Origin of the sequence: Micromonospora sp. CA-249363, assembly GCF_050950185.1 — a bacterium.
In the GTDB taxonomy this organism is placed as follows: Bacteria; Actinomycetota; Actinomycetes; order Mycobacteriales; family Micromonosporaceae; genus Micromonospora.
This window is the reverse complement of the sequence record NZ_CP192020.1, coordinates 5,651,054-5,670,778: the sequence shown is the minus strand read 5'-3', so window position 1 is coordinate 5,670,778 and position 19,725 is coordinate 5,651,054. Positions and strand designations below refer to the sequence as shown.

Below are 19,725 nucleotides of genomic sequence, written 5' to 3'. Positions count from 1 at the left end.
GACCCGTCGCTGATGACCGGCCGCGCGCCGGCCGGGCCGCCGCGGCTACGCAACTTCGTGGGCGGCGAGTTCGTCGACGCGGGGTCGACGTTCACCAAGGTCAGCCCGGTGACCGGGGAGCCGGTCTTTGAGGTGGCCGAGGCTTCACGCTCCACGGTGCACGATGCGGTCGCCGCCGCCCGCGCGGCCCTGCGCGGGCCGTGGGGCCGGATGGGCGAGCGCGAGCGCGCCGAGGTGCTGCGTCGGGTCGCCGACGAGCTGGAGCGTCGCTTCGACGACCTGGTGACCGCCGAGGTCACCGACACCGGCAAGTCCATCGCCCAGGCGCGCACGCTGGACATCCCCCGTGGCGCGGCGAACTTCCGGGCGTTCGCCGAGATCGTGGCGACGGCGCCCACCGAGTCGTTCACGACGGTCACCCCGACCGGCGGCCGGGCCCTCAACTACGCGGTCCGCAAGCCCGTCGGCGTGGTCGCCGTCATCGTGCCGTGGAACCTGCCGCTGCTGCTGCTCACCTGGAAGGTCGCCCCGGCACTGGCCTGCGGCAACGCCGTGGTGGTCAAGCCCAGCGAGGAGACGCCCGCCTCGGCGACGGTGCTGGCCGAGGTGATGGCCGCCGCCGGCGTACCCGAGGGGGTGTTCAACCTCGTGCACGGCTTCGGTCCGGACTCGGCGGGGGAGTTCCTGACCCGCCACCCGGGCGTGGACGCGATCACCTTCACGGGCGAGTCGGCGACCGGCGGCGCGATCATGCGGGCCGCCGCCGACGGCGTGAAGGCGGTCAGCTTCGAGCTGGGCGGCAAGAACGCCGGCTTGGTCTTCGCCGACGCCGACCTGGACGCGGCGGTTGCCGGCTCGGTGCGGTCCAGCTTCACCAACGGCGGGCAGGTGTGCCTCTGCACCGAACGCATCTACGTGCAGCGGCCGGTCTTCGAGGAGTTCACCGCCCGGCTGGCGAAGCGGGCCGGCGAGTTGGCGTACGGCTGGCCGACCGACGAGGCCACGGCCACCATGCCGCTGATCTCCCCGCAGCACCGGGCCAAGGTGCTCGGGGCGTACGAGCTGGCCCGGTCCGAGGGCGCCGAGGTGCTGACCGGGGGCGGTACGCCCACCTTCGGCGACGCCCGGGACGGCGGCTCCTACGTGCAGCCCACGGTGCTCGCCGGCCTCGGCGCGGACGCCCGCACCAACCGGGAGGAGATCTTCGGTCCGGTGGTGCACGTCGCGCCGTTCGACACCGAGGACGAGGCGTACGCCCTGGCCAACGGCACCGACTACGGCCTGGCGGCGACGGTGTGGACCCGCGATGTCGGGGTGGCGCACCGGGCCGGGGCGCGGTTGGACGCGGGCATCGTCTGGGTCAACACGTGGTTCCTGCGGGACCTGCGGACCCCGTTCGGTGGGGTGAAGGCGTCCGGCATCGGCCGCGAGGGCGGCGTGCACTCGCTCGACTTCTACTCCGAACTCACAAACGTCTGCGTGGACCTGTCGTGACCGAGGGAGTGAGCGTGGAAGCCGACATCGAGGCCGCGAACCGGGAGCTGGCCGACGCGCGCAGCAGCGGCAAGCCCTGCCCGCCGCTGCGCGGCCGGTTGCTGCCGGAGGGGGACGTCGAGTCCGCGTACCGCGTGCAGCAGTTGCAGACGCGGGCCTGGCAGGGCCGGGGCGAGCGTCGTGTGGGCGCGAAGATCGGGCTGACGTCCCGGGCGGTGCAGGAGACCTTCGGGGTGTTCCAGCCGGACTTCGGGATGCTGACCGACGAGATGGCCGTCGGCGACGGGGTCGAGGTGCCGATCGGCCGGCTGCTCCAGCCGCGGGTCGAGGCGGAGATCGCGTTCGTGCTCGGCGGCGACCTCGCCGAGCAGCGGATCACCACGGTCGACCTGATCCGCGCGGTCGACCACGTGCTGCCCGCCATCGAGATCGTCGACTCACGGGTCGCCGGCTGGGACATCTCCATCGTGGACACGATCGCCGACAACGCGTCCAGCGGGCTGTTCGTGCTGGGCACCACGCCCCGCCGGCTCGCCGACGTCGACCTGCGGCTCTGCGGGATGGTGCTGGAGCACGCCGGTGAGCCGGTCTCGGTCGGGGCGGGCGCGGCCTGCCTGGGCAACCCGCTGCACGCCCTGCACTGGCTGGCCACCACTCTCGCCCGCGCCGGCGATCCGCTGCGCGCCGGGGACGTGGTGCTCTCCGGGGCGCTCGGCCCGATGGTGCCGGTCACCCCCGGGGCCGCGTACGAGGCGCGGATCTCCGGCCTCGGCTCGGTCCGCACCTGCTTCAGCAAGGAGGTCTCGTCATGACCACCGGTGTGGCGGTGCTGGGATCGGGAAACATCGGCACCGATCTGATGATCAAGGTGTTGCGGCTCAGTAGCGAGCTGCGGATGGTGGCGATGGCCGGCATCGACCCGGCCTCCGACGGCCTGGCCCGGGCCCGTCGGCTCGGTGTCGTCACCACGGCCGGCGGCGTCGACGGGCTGGTCGCGCTGCCCGAGTTCGCCGACGTCGAGCTGGTCTTCGACGCGACCTCGGCCGGCGCGCACCGCCGCCACGACGAGGTGCTGCGGTCGCACGGTCGTACGGTGGTCGACCTGACCCCGGCCGCGATCGGCCCGTACGTGGTGCCGCCGGTCAACCTCGACGAGCACCTGCACGAGCCCAACGTCAACATGGTGACCTGCGGCGGCCAGGCGACCGTGCCGATCGTCGCCGCCGTCGGTCGGGTCACCCCGGTGGCGTACGGCGAGATCGTCGCGTCGATCGCCTCGAAGTCCGCCGGACCGGGCACCCGGGCCAACATCGACGAGTTCACCGAGACCACGGCCCGCGCCATCGAGGTGGTGGGTGGGGCCGAGCGGGGCAAGGCGATCATCGTGCTGAACCCGGCGGACCCGCCGCTGCTCATGCGGGACACCGTCTACTGCCTCTGCCCGGACGCGGACGCCGACCGCGCCGCCATCGCGGCCTCGATCGGCGACATGGTGGCGAGCGTCCAGGAGTACGTCCCCGGCTACCGGCTCAAGCAGGACGTGCAGTTCGACCGGGTGCAGGCGTACCTGCCGTCGCTCGGACGTCGGCTCACCGCCCTGCAGGTGTCGGTGTTCCTGGAGGTCTCCGGCGCCGGTCACTACCTCCCGGCGTACGCCGGCAACCTGGACATCATGACGTCGGCCGCGCTGCGGACCGCCGAGCGGCTGGTGGCCCTGCGTGCGACGGGAGCGGTGGCATGACCGACCTGTACATCCAGGACGTGACCCTGCGCGACGGCATGCACGCCATCGCCCACCGCTACACCGTCGACCAGGTGCGTACGATCGCCGCCGCGCTGGACGCCGCCGGGGTGGCCGCCATCGAGGTCGCGCACGGTGACGGGCTCGCCGGGTCCAGCGTCAACTACGGGCACGGCGCGGCCAGCGACGCCGAGTGGATCTCCGCGGCCGCCGAGGTGTTGACCACGGCGAAGCTGACCACGCTGCTGCTGCCCGGCATCGGCACCATCGCCGATCTCAGGGCCGCCAAGGCGCTCGGGGTGACGAGCGTCCGCATCGCCACCCACTGCACCGAGGCGGACATCTCGGCCCAGCACATCTCCTGGGCTCGAGAGAACGGCATGGACGTGGCCGGGTTCCTGATGATGTCGCACATGAACGACGCCGCCGGGTTGGCGGGGCAGGCCAAGCTCATGGAGTCGTACGGGGCGCACTGCGTCTACGTGACCGACTCCGGCGGCCGGCTGCTGATGTCCGACGTGGCGCAGCGCGTCGACGCGTACCGGCAGGTCCTCGACCCGGAGACGCAGATCGGCATCCACGCGCACCACAACCTGTCCCTCGGTGTGGCCAACAGCGTGCTCGCCGTCGAGCACGGACGGGTCCTCGGGTCCGCGCCGGTCGGCCCCGACGCTCCACACGGCCGGACCGTCCGGGTCGACGCGTCGCTCGCCGGCATGGGCGCGGGCGCTGGCAACGCGCCGCTGGAGGTCTTCGTGGCGGTCGCCGAACTCCACGGCTGGAAGCACGGCTGCGACGTGTTCGCGCTGATGGACGCTGCCGACGACATCGTTCGCCCGTTGCAGGACCGGCCCGTCCAGGTGGACCGGGAGACGCTCTCCCTGGGGTATGCCGGGGTCTACTCCAGCTTCCTGCGGCACGCCGAGCGGGCCTCGGCGAAGTACGGCGTGGATGTGCGCTCGATCCTCGTCGAGCTGGGCCGGCGTCGGATGGTCGGCGGCCAGGAGGACATGATCGTCGACGTGGCACTCGACCTGGCCGGCAAGGAGGAGCACGCATGATCGGACCGGACATCGCGGGGATCGCCGAGAAGCTGGGCGCGGCGGCCGCCACGGCCACCGCGATCCCACAGCTCGCCGCCGAGACCGGCCTCGACGTGGACACCGCGTACGCCGTGCAGGCCGCGCTGGCGCAGCGCCGGGTCGACGCCGGCGAGCGGCTGGTCGGGCTGAAGATGGGGCTCACCAGCAAGGCGAAGATGGCCCAGGTCGGCGTCGACGAGGTGATCTGGGGACGGCTCACCGACACGATGCGGGTGCCCGACGGCGGGGTGGTCGATCCGTCCGCGTACATCCATCCCCGGGTCGAGCCGGAGGTGGCGTTCCTGCTGGACCGGCTGCCCGAGCCGGGGGAGCCGGTCGGCGACTTCGCCACGGCGGTCCGCGCGGTCGCCCCGGCCATCGAGCTGATCGACTCCCGGTACGCGGACTTCCGCTTCTCGCTGCCGGACGTCATCGCGGACAACACCTCGGCCGCCGCGTTCGTGATCGGCCCGTGGTCCCCGGTGCCGGCGGGGCTGGACAACCTGGGCGTGCTGCTGGAGGTCGACGGCCGGGTGGCCCAGGTCGGCTCGACGGCGGCGATCCTCGGCGACCCGCGCCGCGCGCTCGACGAGGGCATCCGACTGGCGGGCCGGCACGGCGTACGACTGGAGTCGGGCTGGGTGTTCCTGGCCGGCGCGGCCACCGCCGCCGTTCCGCTGCGCCCCGGCGCGCACGTCCGTGCGGTCGTCGAGAAGCTCGGCACCGCCTCGCTGCGGGCGTCGTCGTGAGCGGGGTCGTCGTCGCCGGCAAGGCCGTCCCACGAGGTGCCTTTCCGCACGTCAAGGTGGCGGGTGGGTTCGTCTTCGTCTCCGGTACGTCGTCCCGGCGGCCGGACAACAGCTTCGCCGGTGTCGAGGTGGACGAGTTCGGCACCACGAACCTCGACGTCCGGGCACAGACCCGGGCCGTCATCGAGAACATCCGGGACCTGCTGCGTTCGGTCGGCGCGGACCTCACCGACCTCGTCCAGGTGACGTCGTACCTCGTCAACATGAACGACTTCGGTGGTTACAACGAGGTCTGGGCGGAGTTCTTCGACACGTCCGGGCCGACCCGCACCACCGTGGCGGTGCACCAGTTGCCGCACCCGCACCTGCTCATCGAGATCCAGGCCGTGGCCCTTCTTCCCTCGGGAGGTCAGTCGTGAGTGAGATCGCCGAGCCGTTCAGCTTCCCGGGCTGGATCGCTGACAACCAGCACCTGTTGAAGCCTCCGGTGGGCAACAAGGAGATGTTCCCCGGCGGGGACGACTTCATCGTGATGGTGGTGGGCGGCCCCAACCAGCGCACCGACTTCCACGTGGACCCGTACGAGGAGTTCTTCTACCAGGTCAAGGGCAACATGCACATCAACCTGATGACCCCCCAGGGGCCGCGTACGGTGCACGTGCGCGAGGGTCAGATGTGGATGCTGCCGCGCAACACCCCGCACTCGCCGCAGCGACCGGAGGCCGGCTCGATCGGTGTGGTCGTGGAGCGGGTCCGCGAGGAGGGCACGCTGGAGACGTTCCAGTGGTACTGCCCGGAGTGCGGGCACAAGGTGCACGAGGTGGAGTTGCAGGTCCGTGACATCGCGGCCGACCTGCCGCCGGTGTTCCAGGCGTTCTACGGCGACGAGTCGGCGCGTACCTGCGCGAACTGCGGCACCCTGCACCCGGGCAAGGGCTGATGCCCGCTGGTGTGGTCGACGTGCACACGCACGTCGTACCCCAGGGGTGGCCGGATCTCGGCGCGGCGTGCGGCGGCTCCGGCTGGCCGTGGTTGCGGGTGGACTCCGAGCGCGCCGCCATGATCATGGTGGGGGAGACGGAGTTCCGGCCGATCGGCGCGGAGTGCTGGGACGCGTCCCGCCGGCTCGCCGACATGGACGCCGACGGTGTGGCCGTGCAGGTGGTGTCGCCGACTCCGGTCTTCTTCAGCTACGACCGTCCAGCCGACCAGGCCGTGAAGGTCGCCCGGATCTTCAACGACCTGACCCTGGAGATCACCGCGGCCGGCGGCGACCGGCTGGTGCCGTTCTGCCAGGTACCCCTCCAGGACCCGGACGCCGCCTGCGCCGAGCTGGACCGCAGCCTGGCGGCCGGGCACGTGGGCGTCGAGATCGGCAACCACGTGGGGGACCGGGACCTGGACGACGCCGGCGTGGTGACCTTCCTCCAGCACTGTGCCGAGGTGGGCGCCCCGGTCTTCGTCCACCCGTGGGACATGCCGGGCAGCCCTCGACTGGACCGCTGGATGGCCCGCTGGCTCACCGGCATGCCCGCCGAGACGCACCTGTCGGTGCTGGCGATGATCCTGGGCGGGGTCTTCGACCGGGTGCCTAAGGCGCTGCGGATCTGCTTCGCGCACGGCGGGGGCAGCTTCCCGTTCTGGCTCGGCCGCGCCGACAACGCCTGGCACCGCCGGGGTGACCTGGTCCGGGGTGCGTCCGCCGCCCCGCCGAGCAGCTACGTCGACCGGTTCAGCGTCGACTCGGTGGTCTTCGCGCCGCCGGCTCTGCGGCTGCTGGTCGACACGCTCGGGGAGGACCGGGTGCTGGTCGGCAGCGACTACCCGTACCCGCTGGGGGAGCGGCCCGTCGGCGCGGTCGTCGACGCGGCCGACTTCCTCACCGACGCCCAACGCGACAAGCTCCGCTCCACCAACGCCCTGCGCTTCCTGCACGGGCGGGGCTGAGGGCGTACCCCTGTTCTGTTGCCTTTGCTCTGCTTCACCCCACGCAACACCGCGTGTCCGGTAATCGGACGTCAGCCGTTGCCTATGGTGAAGCAGAGCAAAGGACGCGAAGGACACGGTGGGGAGCTGCGGTCGGCGGCGCCGTCCGAGGCAGCGGATCGGGCAGGATGAGGGCATGGCCGAGCCGCACGACCTGACCGCGCTGGAACAGGCCGCCGCCGTCGCACGCGGCGAGCTGTCCAGCGTCGAGCTGGTCGAGCACTCGCTGAGCCGGGTCGCGGCGCTCGGCGATACCGTGGGCGCGTTCGTCACGGTCACCCCCGAGCTGGCCCACGCCGCCGCCCGCGCCGCCGACGCCGCGCCGGCGCAGGGGCGCGGCCCACTGCACGGGGTGCCGACCGCCATCAAGGACCTCACCCTCACCGCCGGGGTACGCACCACCTTCGGCTCGGCCGCCTTCGCGGACTTCGTCCCGCCGGTCGACGCCGACGTGGTCCGGTTCATCAAGGCCGCCGGCCTCGTCAGCCTCGGCAAGACGACCACCTCGGAGCTGGGCTGCTCGCTCTACTCGGAGGGCCGGGTCGCGCCGCCGGCCCGCAATCCGTGGCAGTTGGCGTACACCGCCGGTGGTTCCAGCGGCGGCGCGGCGGCGGCGGTCGCGGCCGGCCTCGTGCCGGTCGCCCAGGGGTCCGACGGTGGGGGCTCGCTGCGCATCCCGGCGTCCCTCTGCGGCCTGGTCGGCTACAAACCCAGCCGCGGCCTGGTCTCCGGCGGGCCGCTCGGCTCCGGCGCGTTCGGTCTGCCCACCAGCGGGCCGATCGGGCGGACGGTGGCCGACGTCGCCGCGCTGCTCGACGTCATGGCCGTCCCGGTGCCCGGCGAGCCCTACCTGTCGCCGCCCGCGCCGCCGGGCGGGTACCTGGCCGCCGCCCGCCGAGCCGAGCCCGGCCGCCTGCGGATCGGCCGGTTCACCACGCCGATGCTCGCCGACGAGCCGGTGCACCCGGACTGCGTCGCGGCCGTCGACTCGGCCGCCGCGCTGCTCACCGCCGCCGGCCACGAGGTGGTCGAGGTGCCGCCGCCGCTCACGCCGGCGGTGTGGCCGCTGTTCGAGATCATCTGGTACGTCCTGGCGCTCGCCCCGGTCCCGGCGCACCGCGAGCCGGAGCTGCTCCCGCTGACCCGGCTGCTCCGCGCCCGGGGCGCCGAGGTGTCCGCGGGGACGCTGTCCGCGACCCTCGGTGAACTACAGGCACAGGTACGCCTCGGCGCGGCCCGCACCGCCGGCTGCGACCTCCTGCTCTGCCCCACTCTGGCCGCCCCGCAGGCGCCCGTCGGCTGGTTCACCGCCGACGGTGACCCGGCGGCCGATTTCGACCGGCAGCGCCGCTTCTCGCCCTACTGCGCCATCTTCAACGTCACCGGCGACCCCTCGGTCTCCCTGCCCCTGGCCACCACGACCACCGACGGGCTGCCCGTCGGGGTGCTGCTCACCGGCCGGTACGGCGACGACGCGCGGCTCATCGCTACCGCTGCGCAACTGGAGCACGCCAGTGACGGATGGGATCGGCACCCCGCAATCTGGCGGGCTGTCGACTCCGCTAACGTGAATGGCGACGGAGTTGGCCGGTCGCCATCATGATCGTCCATCCGACCCGCTTGTTCGAGGTCCTTCTTCCGCCTGGGGGCGTTGGGATTGTCTGTTACCGAGACGGTGCTGGTCTTCGTCGGCATCCCGTTGGCGGCAGTGCTGGTGATCGCCGGTCTGTCGTACGCCGGTAGCCGTGGGGGTGCCACCGGCGGTGGTGGTGGCGCCAAGCGCTACCGGCCGGGCCGGCCCTTCGACTTCACTCCGGTCTGGTTCCTGGGCCGCCCGGAGCAGCTGGCCGACTCGGCCGGCACCGCGCTGACGGCGGGTGCGCAGGCGCCCGCGCTGACCAGCCACAAGCTAGAGCAGGCCAGCGTCGAGGCGCCGGCCGGTGGAACCGGAGGCGCAAGTGACCGTTGGTGAGAAGCAGACCGGGACGGAGAATCCGCCCGAGGTGCTGGACGGGCCCTTCTCGACCCGTCAGCTGCTGCGCATCGACGAGGCCCTGCGCCTGGCCGACCAGGGCACCGGCCTGGTCTTCTCGGTGTTCGTCGGCGGCCTCGACGAGCCGATCCGCGAACACGCCCAGCGGCTGCACCGTCAGCTCGCCGACCCGGACAAGTCGGTGCTGATCGCCGTGTCGCCCAACCAGCGGCAGCTGGAGATCGTCACCGGGCGGCACGCGCGCAAGCGCATCCCCGACACGTACGCCAAGCTGGCCGCACTCTCGATGGCGGGCGCGTTCAGCGGCGGCGACCTGGCCGGCGGCATCATCAACGGGCTCGACCAGCTCGCCAGCCACGCCGGCAAGGGCTGAGCCCACCCCCTTACGACGAAGCCCGACCCGCCGCACGGCGGGTCGGGCTTCGTCGTGTCAGGGATTGTCTCAGCGTGGCCAGGAGGACGGGTCCAACCGCATCTGCCACGGCTCGTCCACGGTCACCGCGTCGTCCGGTCCGATGGTGCCGACCAGGTCGTAGTGCACGTCCTTGACGAGGCGGTAACGGTAGACGACCGGGCCGAAGTCACCACGCTCCACCCGCCAGTAGTGCGCGATACCCGCCTCGGCGTAGAGGGCCGGCTTGGTGAAGCGATCGTGACGACGACTGCCCGTGGACTCGACTTCCAGGACGAGCGCGATGTCCACCGGCTCGGCCCACATCCGCTCGCGCGGTGCATTCGGCCGCAACACCGTCAGATCGGGGATGAGGTTGCCGCCAGGGACCCGTACTCCGATCTCCCGGATCACCCGCCAGCCGTTGGGCGCCGTCTGGCGGATCGCCATCCGGATGTCATCCGCCAGCTCATGGTGCTCGGGCCCGGCCGGAGGGGTCACGTGCAGGCTCCCGTCGATGATCTCGTAGCGGTTCCCATCCTCAGGCAGGTTGGATAGGTCCTGCTCGCGCCACGCGCGCGCGGGGGGCCGCCACTCGTAGGTCGGCTGTGCCATCGCGTCCACCTCCTTCCGCAACCATAATGGCCCGGGCCGGCGTCGGTTCGCACCCACGCCGGCCCGGGCCGCGTACCTGCTGCTCAGCTCTGCTCGGCGTCCTTCGCGCGGGCCTTGAGCGCCCGCAGCACGCCGTCACGGCCCTCGGCGACCAGGCGACGCAGCGGGCCCGGGTTGCCGTCCTGCGCCAGCCACGTGTCGGTGGCGGCCACCGTGTCGTCGTCCACCAGGTACGTCGGGTACGCGAGCTGGGCGAACTCCTGCGCCGGCTCGCTGTCCCGGCTGGCCCACACCTGACCGACCGTCGCGAAGTACCGCTCCCGGTACGGGGTGACCAGCTCCACCTGCGCCGGGTGGGCCAGGCCCTGCAACAGCGCCCGGTTGCGCCAGTTCGGCAGCGCGTCCGGGCCGGTCAGCAGCGCCCACACGGCAGCCTTGTTCTCGGCCGTCGGCACGAGCGCGTGCGCGTACGCGGCCTCCCGCTCGCCGCTGGCCGTCCGGTCGCCGGCCAGCTCCGCCTCAATCTCCGGCGCGCCGGCCGCGCCGTTGGCCACCAGCGCGCCGAGCACCGTCCAGCGCAGCTCGGTGTCCACGGTCAGGCCCTCCGGCGCGCCGGTGCCGTCCAGCCAGCCGCGCAGCGTGGCCAGGTCCTCCTCGGAGCGGGCGGCCGAGGTGAACGCCCGGGCCCAGGCGAGCTGGAAGCCGCTGCCCGGCTCGGCGGCGGCGAGCGCGTCCTTGGCCGTGCGGGCCAGCCCCGCCCAGCCGGTGGCCGCCCACGCCGGGTCGGCGTAGAGGGTCAGCGCGGTCGTCACCTGACGCAGGGTGGCGGTGACCAGGTTGATGTCGGTCTCGGCGGGCAGCCCGGCCAGGACCAGCGCCACGTAGTCGCGGGTCGCCAGCTCGGCGTCGCGGGTCATGTCCCACGCGGCCGTCCAGCACAGCGCGCGCGCCAGCGACGAGTCGAAGCCGCCGATGTGCTGCACCACCGTCGCCATCGACCGGTCGTCCAGGCGCAGCTTGGTGTAGCTGAGGTCGTCGTCGTTGAGCAGCAGCACGTCGGCCGCCCGGACTCCGCGCAGCTCGGCGAGGTCGGTCCGCTCACCGGTCACGTCCACCTCGTACCGTTCGCGGCGGACCAGCCGACCATCGGCCAGGTCGTACAGGCCAACGCCGATCCGGTGCGTGCGCAGCGTCGGGTACGCCGTCGGCGCCTCCTGCCGGACGACCACCTGCTCGTACGTGCCGTCGGCGCCGATGGTCACCTCCGGGCGCAGCGTGTTCACCTGCGCGGTCTCCAGCCACTGCGCCGCGAACTTGCGCAGCTCCCGACCCGAGGCCGCCTCCAGCTCGGTGAGCAGGTCGTCGAAGGTGGCGTTGCCCCACGCGTGCTTACCGAAGTACGCCCGCAGCCCGGCCACGAACGGCTCCTCGCCCACGTACGCGACGAGCTGCTTGAGCACGCTCGCGCCCTTGGCGTAGGTGATGCCGTCGAAGTTGACCTCGACGGCCTCCATGTCCGGCATCTCGGTGTAGACCGGGTGGGTGGAGGAGAGCTGGTCCTGCCGGTAACCCCAGTTCTTGCGGATCGACAGGAACGTGGTCCACGCCTCGGTGAACCGGGTGGCGTTGGTGTTGCACCAGTGGCTGGCCCACTCGGCGAACGACTCGTTCAGCCACAGGTCGTTCCACCAGCGCATGGTGACCAGGTCACCGAACCACATGTGCGCCAGCTCGTGCAGGATCGTGTTGGCCCGCTGCTCGTACTCGAAGTCGGTGACCTGCGAGCGGTACAGGTAGTGCGACTCGGCGTGCGTCACGCAGCCGAAGTTCTCCATCGCGCCGGCGTTGAAGTCGGGCACCCAGAGCTGGTCGTACTTCGGCAGCGGGTAGCGCACCCCGAACTTCTCGTGGAAGAAGTCGAAGCCCTGCTTGGTGATGAGGAACAGGTCGTCGGAGTCGAGGTAGCGCGACATGGACGCCCGGCAGAACACCCCCAGGTCGATGCCGTCGTGGGTGTCGCGCACCTCGTGGTACGGGCCGGCGCACAGCGCGGTGATGTACGTGCTCATTCGGGCCGACTCGGCGAAGTGGACGGTCTTGAGGTCCTCGCCGGCCGGCTCCTCGCTCTGCACCGGCATGTTGGACACGACCCGCCAGTGCGCCGGAACCGTCGCGTGCCAGGTGTAGACGCTCTTGAGGTCGGGCTGGTCGAAGCAGGCGAACACCCGCTGCGCGTCGGCCGTCTCGAACTGGCTGTAGAGGTACGTCTCGCCGTCGACCGGGTCGACCGTGCGGTGCAGCCCCTGCCCGCTGTTGGAGTAGGCGAAGTCCGCGTCGACGACCAGGGTGTTGTCGCCGGCCAGCCCGGACAGGGTCAGGCCCTGCTCGGCCGACCAGTCGGACAGGTCCACCGGTGCGCCGTTCAGCGTGGCGGACCGCACCGACTCGGCGGCCAACTCGATGAACGTGCTCGCCCCCGGCTCGGCGCAGCGGAACCTGACCTCGGTCGTCGACCGGAAGGTGCGGCCGTCGGCGGCCAGCACGGCGGTCGCCAGGTCCAGCCTGATGTCGTACCCGGTCACCTCGAGCAGGCGGGCCCGCTCGGTCGCCTCGACCTGCGTCAGGTTACGCACTCCCGGCACTGTTCGTCTCCATCCCACGTCTCGCCGTACGCCCGGCGGCGCCCGTCTGCCGACCGCTCGTGACGTCCGGCCCGGTCCGAGTCTTCCACGTGCGGCCTGCCATCGGTGGTCGAGGTCACGCTCTCATTCAGGTGCCGGTCGGCGAAGCCCGGGGAGAGGATTTCTCGAGACGCCGGAACACCGGCGCCACCCTGTCGCGAAGGGACCGCACCGTGTCCGAACGTGTCGCCGTAGACATGTGGTTCGACCCGGCCTGCCCGTGGGCGTGGATCACGTCCCGCTGGCTGCTCGAGGTCGAGCAGATCCGGGACGTCGACGTCCGTTTCCACGTGATGAGCCTGTCCGTGCTCAACGACGGTCGGGACCACCTGTCCGAGGACTACAAGACCTTCCTGAGCACCGCCTGGGGCCCGGTGCGGATCTGCATCGCCGCCGAGCAGCGGTATGGCAACGAGGTGCTGCGCAAGCTCTACACCGCGCTCGGCACCCGGATCCACCTGGGCAAGCAGGAGCGGAACCACGAGCTGTACGTGGCTGCGCTGACCGAGGCCGGCCTCGACCCGGCGCTTGCCGCCGCCGCCGACAGCACCGAGTACGACGAGGCGCTGCGTGCCAGCCACGAGGCCGGGATGCGGCCGGTCGGCCAGGACGTCGGCACCCCGGTGATCCACGCGCCCGGCCCGGACGGCGCCCAGGTCGCCTTCTTCGGCCCGGTGATCACGCCCGCGCCCAAGGGCGAGGCGGCGGGTCGCCTGTGGGACGGCGTGCTGCTGGTCGCCGGCACCCCTGGCTTCTACGAGCTCAAGCGCACCCGCGAGCAGGACCCGATCTTCGACTGAGCAGCGGCGCACGCGCCCCCGTCCGACCACCGTTTCCGTGGGCCGGGCGGGGGCGCGCCGCGCCGGACGGTGGAGACGCCTTCCGGTCGTCGCGTCACCGGTGGGCGGGCGGCGTCGTTTCCCTCGGTGTCCGCGCAGCGGCCCCGCAGGGCCGCACACCGCAGCTCGTGGAGGCAGTCCCGATGGCCAAGCACCGTGCGTCCGGTGACGATCAGTCGACCCGGCAGGGGGTGAACGAGTCTCCCGGCGCGGCGTACTGGTCGGTCGACGGTTCCCGCTGGCCGACTGTCCGCCCCGACCTTCCCGCCGACGTGGCGGACCTGCTCGCGCCGCCCATCGTGGTCGGGGTGGCCCGGGTGCCGGTCACCTCGCGCCTGACACCCGCGCGGGTCACGCCGCTGGCACCCGTACCCGCGTCGGTGACGCCCGTACCCGTCGTGGCGGTTCCGGAGCTGGTCGGGGTGTCGGCCGCCGCGCCGGCCGAGCCCGCTCCGCCCCCGCCGGCGCCGACCGCGCCGCGCCCCGTGCCGACCCCGCCGCTGAACCCGCGTCCCGTTCCGGCGCCGCCGCCCGAGCGTCCCGTACCGGGGCCGCCCGCCGCGCCGCGCCGCAACGCGGTCACCGGACCCGTCGGGGGCGGCCGGCGCAGCAACGCCGGACCGGTCGTCGCCGGGCGACACCGCCGCCACAACGGCGCGTCCGGCCGCGCCGGCTGACCACACGTCGTCGTGCGGGCACTTTCATCTGGTGGACGCCGCGCGGGTCCCCGTCGTCCCGACCGTGGACGCCGGTAGCGTCAGTGGGCATGACGGTCGTGCATCCGATCGCCCGGGCCTGGATCACCACTGGCGGCACCGGCGCGCAGAACTACGACGAGTTCGCCGACGACGCGGAGATCACCGCGATCATCGAGGCGAACCCGCACAGTGCCCTCGGCATCGAGATGCCGCACCGTGCTCCGGACAGCCTGGGGACGTCGTTCCTCGACGCGCTGCCGGCCTCGGTGGCCCGGCTCGCCGAGGCCAAGGCCGACGGCAGCTACACACCCGCCGAGCAGGTGATCGTGCTGTACCGGATCAGCGCCCCGGGTGAGGAGCCCGCGTACGGGCTGTTCGCGATGGTGGACACCGACCAGATCTCCACCAGCGCCGACGAGCCGGGCCTGGTCATCCGCAACGAGGACGTGTTCATCGCCAAGGTGCGCGAGCGCGTCGCCCTGGCCGAGGCGCTGGGTCACCTGCTCTCACCCGTACTCCTGCTGCAGACCGGACGTGGTGACGAGCTGCACGCCGCGCTCGCGGCGGCGACCGACGCGGCCGGTGCGCCGGCCGCGACCGACACCGACCAGGCGGGCCGCACCCACGCCATCTGGCTGCTCGGCCCGGGCGCCGAGCAGGACGCGCTGACCGCCCTGGCGGGCGGCGGCGAGCTGGTCGTCGCCGACGGCAACCACCGCAGCCTGGCCGCCCAGACCGGCGGGTTGTCGCGCTTCCTGGCCGTGGTGACCACCCCGGCGTCGGTGGCCATCCAGCCCTACAACAGGCTGGTCAGCGAGCTGACCACCACGCCGGACGAGCTGCTCGACCGGTTGCGCGCCGCGGGCGCCGAGGTCGAGCCGATCGACGGCCCGGTCGAGGTCCCGGCGGCCGGCGGCACCGTCCACCTCCGGCTCTCCGACCAGGGGTACGCGGTACGCCTGCCCGCCACGGCCGACGCCCGCCTGGACAACCTGGACCACGCCCTGGTCGAGCGGCTGCTGCTGCGCGACGCCCTCGGGCTGGACCCGGGCGACAAGCGGATCACCTACGTGGGCGGGGACTATCCGGCGAGCTGGCTCACCGGGGAGGTCGACGCCGGCCGTGCCGAGCTGGCCATCCTCATCGCGCCGGTGACCGTGGCGGACTTCGTCGCGGTGAACCTGGCCCGGGAGAAGATGCCCCGCAAGAGCACCTGGTTCACCCCGAAGGCGCGCGGTGGCCTGGTGGTCGCCGAGCTGCCGCGCTGACCGCGTACCGCCCGACCGTGTGACGTACCCGCCTCCAGAGCGCCGCCCCTGCGACGCTCTGGAGCGCGGCCTGACAGACTGCCCGGTATGCGCGTCTACCTGGGATCCGACCACGCCGGTTTCGAGTTGAAGGTGCACCTGGCCAACCACCTGGCCAAGCAGGGGTACGACGTGGTCGACGTCGGCCCGCACAGCTACGACCCGGACGACGACTACCCGACGTTCTGCCTGCACACCGGTGACCGGGTGGTCGCCGACGAGACCTCCCTGGGGGTCGTCATCGGCGGGTCCGGCAACGGCGAGCAGATCGCCGCGAACAAGATCGCGGGAGTGCGTGCCGCCCTGGCCTGGAGTGTCGAGACCGCTCAGCTCGCCCGGCAGCACAACGACGCGAACGTCGTCGCGGTGGGCGCTCGCCAGCACACGCTGGACGAGGCCACCGGCATCGTCGAGGCCTTCCTGAACACGCCGTTCTCGGGGAACGAGCGGCACGCCCGCCGGATCACGCAGGTCGCCGAGTACGAGCAGACCCGGGAGCTGCCCGACCTCCCCTGACCGCGTCGGCCCAGCGGCCCGTCCGCCGTCAGCGCGGCGGGCGGGGCAGGTCCTCGCGGGGCACCCAGTTGCGGCGTACGACCACCACCCGGGCCTCCGCCTCGGCGAGGTCGTCGTCGCTCGGCCGGGCGGCGTCGCGGGCCCGCAGCGCCGCGCTCAGCCCCACCTGGGACGAGCCGGAGCCGACCAGCCCACGTAGCCCCCGCTCGCCGTCCCGGTCGTCGCCGCCGGCCCCTCGACGTCGCGGCGGTGGATCTCCACCGTCGTGGACGCCGGCCGTGCTGGCCGCCGAGCCGTCGGCGCTGCGCGTGACCGCGTCGGAGTCGGAGTGGTGGCGCAGCCGTCGCCGGCGTCGGTCCGGGTCACCCATCAGCCGACCGTACCTCCCTACGCACTCAAGATCCGCACAACATCAGGGATGTTGCTGCTTCCCGAGCGTCGGAGGCAGCAACATCTGGGAAGTTGTGCGGATCTTGACCGTCAAATCGCAGGCGGGCGGGCCGGCACGCCACCAGGGGTGTGGGATTCGGCACGGTCGTGCCGGGATCGTGCCGGACGACGGTCGGCGACCGATTTGCCGGCTGGCTACCCTCGGATTCGGGCGGTGCTGACGCCGCCCGTCAGGGGAGGACGAGATGGCAGACCAGACGCAGCCGTGGGCGGAGCGCACCGTGGAGGTCCCACCGCAGGCAGGCGTCGATGTGCCGGCGCAGCGCGACGGCTTCCGCCGCGGTGTGGCACCGGTGGGTCAACCGCGTACTCCGCGGACCGAACCGTTTCCCGTGGTCGAGCAGGAGCCGACCGGTACGGGTTGGCCGGGTGAGCCGGCACCGCGCCGGCCGCTGAGCTGGCGTCTGGCGCAGTTGCGTCGGGGCGGCGAGTGGAGCACGGCGGGTGGCCTGTTCGCCTTCGTCTGCTGGGGGATCTGGGCGCTCTCCGGCGGCGGGGACCTGTCCGGCCCGTTGCTGGTGCTCGTGTTGAGTCTGCTGGTGGCGGTCGGCCTGTTCGCGCTGGCCCGGGCGGTCGGCCGCCTGGTGTTGGAGCGGCAGCTCGGGCGGGTCCGGCGCGGCGCGCGGGGCGCTCACCTGGCCACCGGGGTCTTCCTCGTCGGCCTGGGCGTGGCCTGGCTCCAGCAGACCGAGTGGGTCGTCTCGGCCTGGAACTGGATCAGCTCGAACGTGTGACGAGGTGTGCACGGACGGGCCGGCAGGTTGCCGCCCGTCCGTGCACCCGGTCGTCTCCCCACCAGGCAAGGCCGCTGCTTACCCGGCCGGCAACGGTTCATCCGTGGCCGGCCGGCGCGTCCGTCGTTCGGGTCCGCCGCCGGTGGGTCAGCCGGCGGCGGCCTCGGCAGCGGCGTGGTCGCGGGCCACCCGGACCAGTTCCACCAGCCCGCCCGCGTACTCCTGGGACTCGCCGTGCGCCTCGTCGAACGGCGGCTGGAAGCCGACGCCCTCCCACTCGCCGGTGGCCGCATTCCAGCGGTCGTTGCCGACCTCGAAGTCCCAGGCGAAGATGCCCAGCTCGTAGTAGAGCTGGTCGGCCGAGTTGCCGGCGGCGGAGTAGAGCACGTCGGCGACCGGGCCGGTCTGCGACGGCCAGGTGACCGTGCCGCGCTCCTGCGCGATCGCGCCGACGATCCGCCGGGCGCTGTCGAGGAACAGCGTCGACTCGTCGATCGACGGCCGGGGCAGGGTGATCCGTCCGTCGGCCCGGTACGCGCCCGGCGGCCACATGAAGTACCCGCCGTAGGAGTGCACGTTCATCGCGAACCTGATGTTGGGATGGGCCTTGGCCAGCGCGATGACGTTGCCGCTCTCCGCCTCGGACAGCTCCGCCGTGCCGGCGTAGGTGCCGGAGAGGCAGTTGGCGCTGGCGCCCACGTAGCCGTCGAAGTACGAGCCGACGGTGTAGTTCCGGTTGAGGTCGACGCCCCAGGAGGTGCGGTACTTCGGGTCCCGTGCCGATCCTTCGCAGTGGTTGACCAGGTTCTTGCGCTGGAAGTTGTAGTCGTTGAACGAGTAGTTCGCGCCGTCCGGGTTGACCGTCGGGATGACGAACACGTCGACCTGTTCCAGCAGCTCGCGGGTGGCCGGGTCGGTACGGGCGTTGGCCAGCATCCGCTCGGCGAACTCCAGCGTCACCAGCGGCGTGGCCCACTCGCGGGCGTGTTCCTGGGAGTACGCCAGCACGCCGATCCGGGAGCCGTCCCGGTGCACGCCGAGACGCAGGGCCTGCACGGTCCACGGTTTCGCCGGAACCTCGGTGCCCTGGAGCCCGTCGTCGAGGCGGGCCGGGCCGGCGACGGGCATCGGCAGCCCGGTCGAGCCGTCCTCGACGGTGGCCCGGAACCGGTTCCCCGCTCGGGCGTTGATGGCCGCCGCGACCTCGTCGGTGGTGCTCACCGTCTTGCCGGCGGCGTCGGTGGCGAGCGTGACCGTGAGGACGCGGTCGCGGTAGCCGACGGCCAGCGGTCGGTTGGGTCGGGCGGGGTCGACCGTGCGCACCTGCACGCCGTTCATCCCCTGGTCACCGAAGCGGATCGACTCCACGACCACGGCGGCGACCGCCGGGTCGCCCAGGTACGCGACGGCGTTGCGGCGGTACCCCTGGGTCCTGTTCGGCAGGTCGATGACGTCGACCAGGTCCCGGTACTGGCGGGCCAGCCGCTTGATCCTCGCCTGGATGTCCACCGGCGTCAGGTACGCGTCGATGAAGTCCTTCTGGTAGCCGGCCGGCAGGGGCGGCGGGGTGGCGTTCGGCCACAGCGCCGGGCTGACGGCCCGGCTGACTCCGCCGAGGCTGGAGGTGGCGGTCAACTGGACCGGCCGGCTCGGCACCGGCTGGGGGACGTTGTAGTGGTACTGGTACTCGCCCGAGTCCTCGAACCGGTAGAGCGGGAATGACCCGGTGACACCGTCCGCGGTCCGCCAGCTGACGGTGATCTCCACGTCCGGGTCGTCGGTGGCGGTGGTGGCCACCTGCGCCTGGAGGAACGTCTGCCCGCCGGTGGTCCACCAGTACGCCTGCTGCACCGCGAGGGTGTCGACGGCGGCGGCTGTGCTGCTGGTCCGCTGACCGGCGGCCGGTGCGCCGAGCCCGGCGGCGGTACGCGCCCGTGCCGCCCGGACACTGTCGGCGAAGTGCCGGCTGCCGTCGCCGGCCCGCTGTACGACCTGCGTGGCGGTGGCGCCCTGGGCCGTCAGGCCGGCGAGCTGCGCGCCGGTCAGGACCAGGTCGGCGAGGATCCGGCCGTCCCGCGCTCGGGGCCGGTTGGCGAGGTCGACGCCGGTGGCGACCAACGTGTCGAGCTGGGCCTGATCGCGCAACTGCACCCGGACCAGAGCGGTCTCGGTGGCGGCCAGGGTGATCGGGGCGGGGTCGGCGACGGGTGCCGCCGTCGCGGGGCCGGAATGGGACAGCGCCGCGCTGATCAGGATCGCTGTGGTGGCGGCAGCCGTCCACCGTCGTCGGACGATCATGTGCCCTCCTGTGACGGACGTCGATGCGTGTGGTCCTTACACCAGTGCACGGATCGACACATGTCAAGAAAGTTGATCGGTAAGGGCGACGTAAGGTCATCCGGCCACGTCGACCGACATCATTCCCCCATCCGTTGCCAACGAGGGGACC

At 72.5% G+C, this 19,725-nt stretch carries 20 protein-coding genes; 16 read left to right on the top strand and 4 right to left on the bottom strand.

Going from position 1 to position 19,725, the window contains the following annotated elements:
- The first annotated feature begins 12 nt into the window (after positions 1-12).
- The 11 genes from ACQPZK_RS25210 (at position 13) to ACQPZK_RS25160 (ending at position 9,418) form a co-directional block, all read left to right on the top strand.
- Positions 13-1,494: a 2-hydroxymuconic semialdehyde dehydrogenase gene (locus ACQPZK_RS25210; RefSeq protein WP_433539305.1), complete on the top strand. Its 1,482-nt coding sequence runs from the start codon at positions 13-15 to the stop codon at positions 1,492-1,494.
- A 14-nt stretch (positions 1,495-1,508) separates the two neighbouring features.
- Entirely contained in the window at positions 1,509-2,306 is a 798-nt protein-coding gene (locus ACQPZK_RS25205; RefSeq protein WP_433535335.1) for a 2-keto-4-pentenoate hydratase, read from the top strand.
- Positions 2,303-3,235, top strand: a complete 933-nt coding sequence (locus tag ACQPZK_RS25200) for an acetaldehyde dehydrogenase (acetylating) (RefSeq protein ID WP_433535334.1) — start codon at positions 2,303-2,305, stop codon at positions 3,233-3,235. The genes ACQPZK_RS25205 and ACQPZK_RS25200 overlap by 4 nt, the downstream gene beginning before the upstream one ends.
- Entirely contained in the window at positions 3,232-4,296 is a 1,065-nt protein-coding gene (dmpG, locus tag ACQPZK_RS25195) for a 4-hydroxy-2-oxovalerate aldolase (RefSeq protein WP_433535333.1), read from the top strand. The genes ACQPZK_RS25200 and dmpG overlap by 4 nt, the downstream gene beginning before the upstream one ends.
- Positions 4,293-5,066 carry a 2-keto-4-pentenoate hydratase gene (locus tag ACQPZK_RS25190; RefSeq protein WP_433535332.1) on the top strand — a complete coding sequence of 258 codons (774 nt, stop codon included), beginning with the start codon at positions 4,293-4,295 and terminating at the stop codon, positions 5,064-5,066. The genes dmpG and ACQPZK_RS25190 overlap by 4 nt, the downstream gene beginning before the upstream one ends.
- Positions 5,063-5,485, top strand: a complete 423-nt coding sequence (locus tag ACQPZK_RS25185; RefSeq protein WP_433535331.1) for a RidA family protein — start codon at positions 5,063-5,065, stop codon at positions 5,483-5,485. Before ACQPZK_RS25190 ends, ACQPZK_RS25185 begins: the two co-directional genes overlap by 4 nt.
- Positions 5,482-6,006 carry a 3-hydroxyanthranilate 3,4-dioxygenase gene (locus tag ACQPZK_RS25180; protein WP_433535330.1) on the top strand — a complete coding sequence of 175 codons (525 nt, stop codon included), beginning with the start codon at positions 5,482-5,484 and terminating at the stop codon, positions 6,004-6,006. The genes ACQPZK_RS25185 and ACQPZK_RS25180 overlap by 4 nt, the downstream gene beginning before the upstream one ends.
- Positions 6,006-7,013 (top strand): amidohydrolase family protein, encoded by a 1,008-nt coding sequence (locus ACQPZK_RS25175; RefSeq protein ID WP_433535329.1) that lies wholly within the window; start codon positions 6,006-6,008, stop codon positions 7,011-7,013. Before ACQPZK_RS25180 ends, ACQPZK_RS25175 begins: the two co-directional genes overlap by 1 nt.
- A 175-nt stretch (positions 7,014-7,188) precedes the next feature.
- A complete protein-coding gene (locus tag ACQPZK_RS25170; RefSeq protein ID WP_433535328.1) occupies positions 7,189-8,655 on the top strand; it encodes an amidase in 1,467 nt (488 codons plus the stop codon).
- Between the two features lie 48 nt (positions 8,656-8,703).
- Positions 8,704-9,024 (top strand): aa3-type cytochrome oxidase subunit CtaJ, encoded by a 321-nt coding sequence (ctaJ, locus tag ACQPZK_RS25165; protein WP_433535327.1) that lies wholly within the window; start codon positions 8,704-8,706, stop codon positions 9,022-9,024.
- Positions 9,011-9,418, top strand: coding sequence for a DUF5130 family protein (locus ACQPZK_RS25160; protein WP_421472756.1), 408 nt, complete (start codon positions 9,011-9,013; stop codon positions 9,416-9,418). The genes ctaJ and ACQPZK_RS25160 overlap by 14 nt, the downstream gene beginning before the upstream one ends.
- A gap of 69 nt (positions 9,419-9,487) precedes the next feature.
- Here the strand turns inward: ACQPZK_RS25160 and ACQPZK_RS25155 are convergent, their stop codons facing one another.
- Positions 9,488-10,051, bottom strand: a complete 564-nt coding sequence (locus ACQPZK_RS25155) for a Uma2 family endonuclease (RefSeq protein WP_433535326.1) — start codon at positions 10,049-10,051, stop codon at positions 9,488-9,490.
- Between the two features lie 83 nt (positions 10,052-10,134).
- Positions 10,135-12,684: an aminopeptidase N gene (gene pepN / locus ACQPZK_RS25150; RefSeq protein ID WP_433535325.1), complete on the bottom strand. Its 2,550-nt coding sequence runs from the start codon at positions 12,682-12,684 to the stop codon at positions 10,135-10,137.
- A gap of 221 nt (positions 12,685-12,905) precedes the next feature.
- On the opposite strand from pepN, the gene ACQPZK_RS25145 reads away from it, so the two are divergent.
- From ACQPZK_RS25145 to ACQPZK_RS25130, 4 genes are all read left to right on the top strand, one after another.
- Positions 12,906-13,532, top strand: coding sequence for a mycothiol-dependent nitroreductase Rv2466c family protein (locus tag ACQPZK_RS25145; RefSeq protein ID WP_433535324.1), 627 nt, complete (start codon positions 12,906-12,908; stop codon positions 13,530-13,532).
- Positions 13,533-13,714: 182 nt separating this feature from the next.
- Positions 13,715-14,248: a hypothetical protein gene (locus ACQPZK_RS25140; protein ID WP_433535323.1), complete on the top strand. Its 534-nt coding sequence runs from the start codon at positions 13,715-13,717 to the stop codon at positions 14,246-14,248.
- An 89-nt stretch (positions 14,249-14,337) separates the two neighbouring features.
- Entirely contained in the window at positions 14,338-15,537 is a 1,200-nt protein-coding gene (locus ACQPZK_RS25135) for a DUF1015 family protein (protein WP_433535322.1), read from the top strand.
- Positions 15,538-15,624: 87 nt separating this feature from the next.
- A complete protein-coding gene (locus tag ACQPZK_RS25130) occupies positions 15,625-16,092 on the top strand; it encodes a ribose-5-phosphate isomerase (RefSeq protein WP_433535321.1) in 468 nt (155 codons plus the stop codon).
- A gap of 28 nt (positions 16,093-16,120) precedes the next feature.
- Here the strand turns inward: ACQPZK_RS25130 and ACQPZK_RS25125 are convergent, their stop codons facing one another.
- Complete coding sequence (locus tag ACQPZK_RS25125) at positions 16,121-16,462, bottom strand: hypothetical protein (RefSeq protein ID WP_433535320.1); 342 nt, start codon at positions 16,460-16,462, stop codon at positions 16,121-16,123.
- A 265-nt stretch (positions 16,463-16,727) separates the two neighbouring features.
- On the opposite strand from ACQPZK_RS25125, the gene ACQPZK_RS25120 reads away from it, so the two are divergent.
- Positions 16,728-17,276 carry a hypothetical protein gene (locus tag ACQPZK_RS25120; RefSeq protein ID WP_433535319.1) on the top strand — a complete coding sequence of 183 codons (549 nt, stop codon included), beginning with the start codon at positions 16,728-16,730 and terminating at the stop codon, positions 17,274-17,276.
- A 147-nt stretch (positions 17,277-17,423) separates the two neighbouring features.
- Here ACQPZK_RS25120 and ACQPZK_RS25115 read toward each other — a convergent pair whose 3' ends face one another.
- Positions 17,424-19,574 carry a M14 family zinc carboxypeptidase gene (locus ACQPZK_RS25115; protein WP_433535318.1) on the bottom strand — a complete coding sequence of 717 codons (2,151 nt, stop codon included), beginning with the start codon at positions 19,572-19,574 and terminating at the stop codon, positions 17,424-17,426.
- Positions 19,575-19,725 lie beyond the last annotated feature (151 nt).

Excerpts from the sequence above, each read along its gene's own strand:
- ACQPZK_RS25210 (WP_433539305.1), top strand. The coding sequence starts at position 13 with ATGACCGGCCGCGCGCCGGCCGGGCCGCCGCGGCTACGCAACTTCGTG.
- ACQPZK_RS25200 (WP_433535334.1), top strand. The coding sequence starts at position 2,303 with ATGACCACCGGTGTGGCGGTGCTGGGATCGGGAAACATCGGCACCGAT.
- dmpG (WP_433535333.1), top strand. The coding sequence starts at position 3,232 with ATGACCGACCTGTACATCCAGGACGTGACCCTGCGCGACGGCATGCAC.
- ACQPZK_RS25190 (WP_433535332.1), top strand. The coding sequence starts at position 4,293 with ATGATCGGACCGGACATCGCGGGGATCGCCGAGAAGCTGGGCGCGGCG.
- ACQPZK_RS25175 (WP_433535329.1), top strand. The coding sequence starts at position 6,006 with ATGCCCGCTGGTGTGGTCGACGTGCACACGCACGTCGTACCCCAGGGG.
- ACQPZK_RS25170 (WP_433535328.1), top strand. The coding sequence starts at position 7,189 with ATGGCCGAGCCGCACGACCTGACCGCGCTGGAACAGGCCGCCGCCGTC.
- ACQPZK_RS25155 (WP_433535326.1), bottom strand. The coding sequence starts at position 10,051 with ATGGCACAGCCGACCTACGAGTGGCGGCCCCCCGCGCGCGCGTGGCGC.
- ACQPZK_RS25140 (WP_433535323.1), top strand. The coding sequence starts at position 13,715 with ATGGCCAAGCACCGTGCGTCCGGTGACGATCAGTCGACCCGGCAGGGG.
- ACQPZK_RS25135 (WP_433535322.1), top strand. The coding sequence starts at position 14,338 with ATGACGGTCGTGCATCCGATCGCCCGGGCCTGGATCACCACTGGCGGC.
- ACQPZK_RS25130 (WP_433535321.1), top strand. The coding sequence starts at position 15,625 with ATGCGCGTCTACCTGGGATCCGACCACGCCGGTTTCGAGTTGAAGGTG.
- ACQPZK_RS25125 (WP_433535320.1), bottom strand. The coding sequence starts at position 16,462 with ATGGGTGACCCGGACCGACGCCGGCGACGGCTGCGCCACCACTCCGAC.
- ACQPZK_RS25120 (WP_433535319.1), top strand. The coding sequence starts at position 16,728 with ATGGCAGACCAGACGCAGCCGTGGGCGGAGCGCACCGTGGAGGTCCCA.
- ACQPZK_RS25115 (WP_433535318.1), bottom strand. The coding sequence starts at position 19,574 with ATGATCGTCCGACGACGGTGGACGGCTGCCGCCACCACAGCGATCCTG.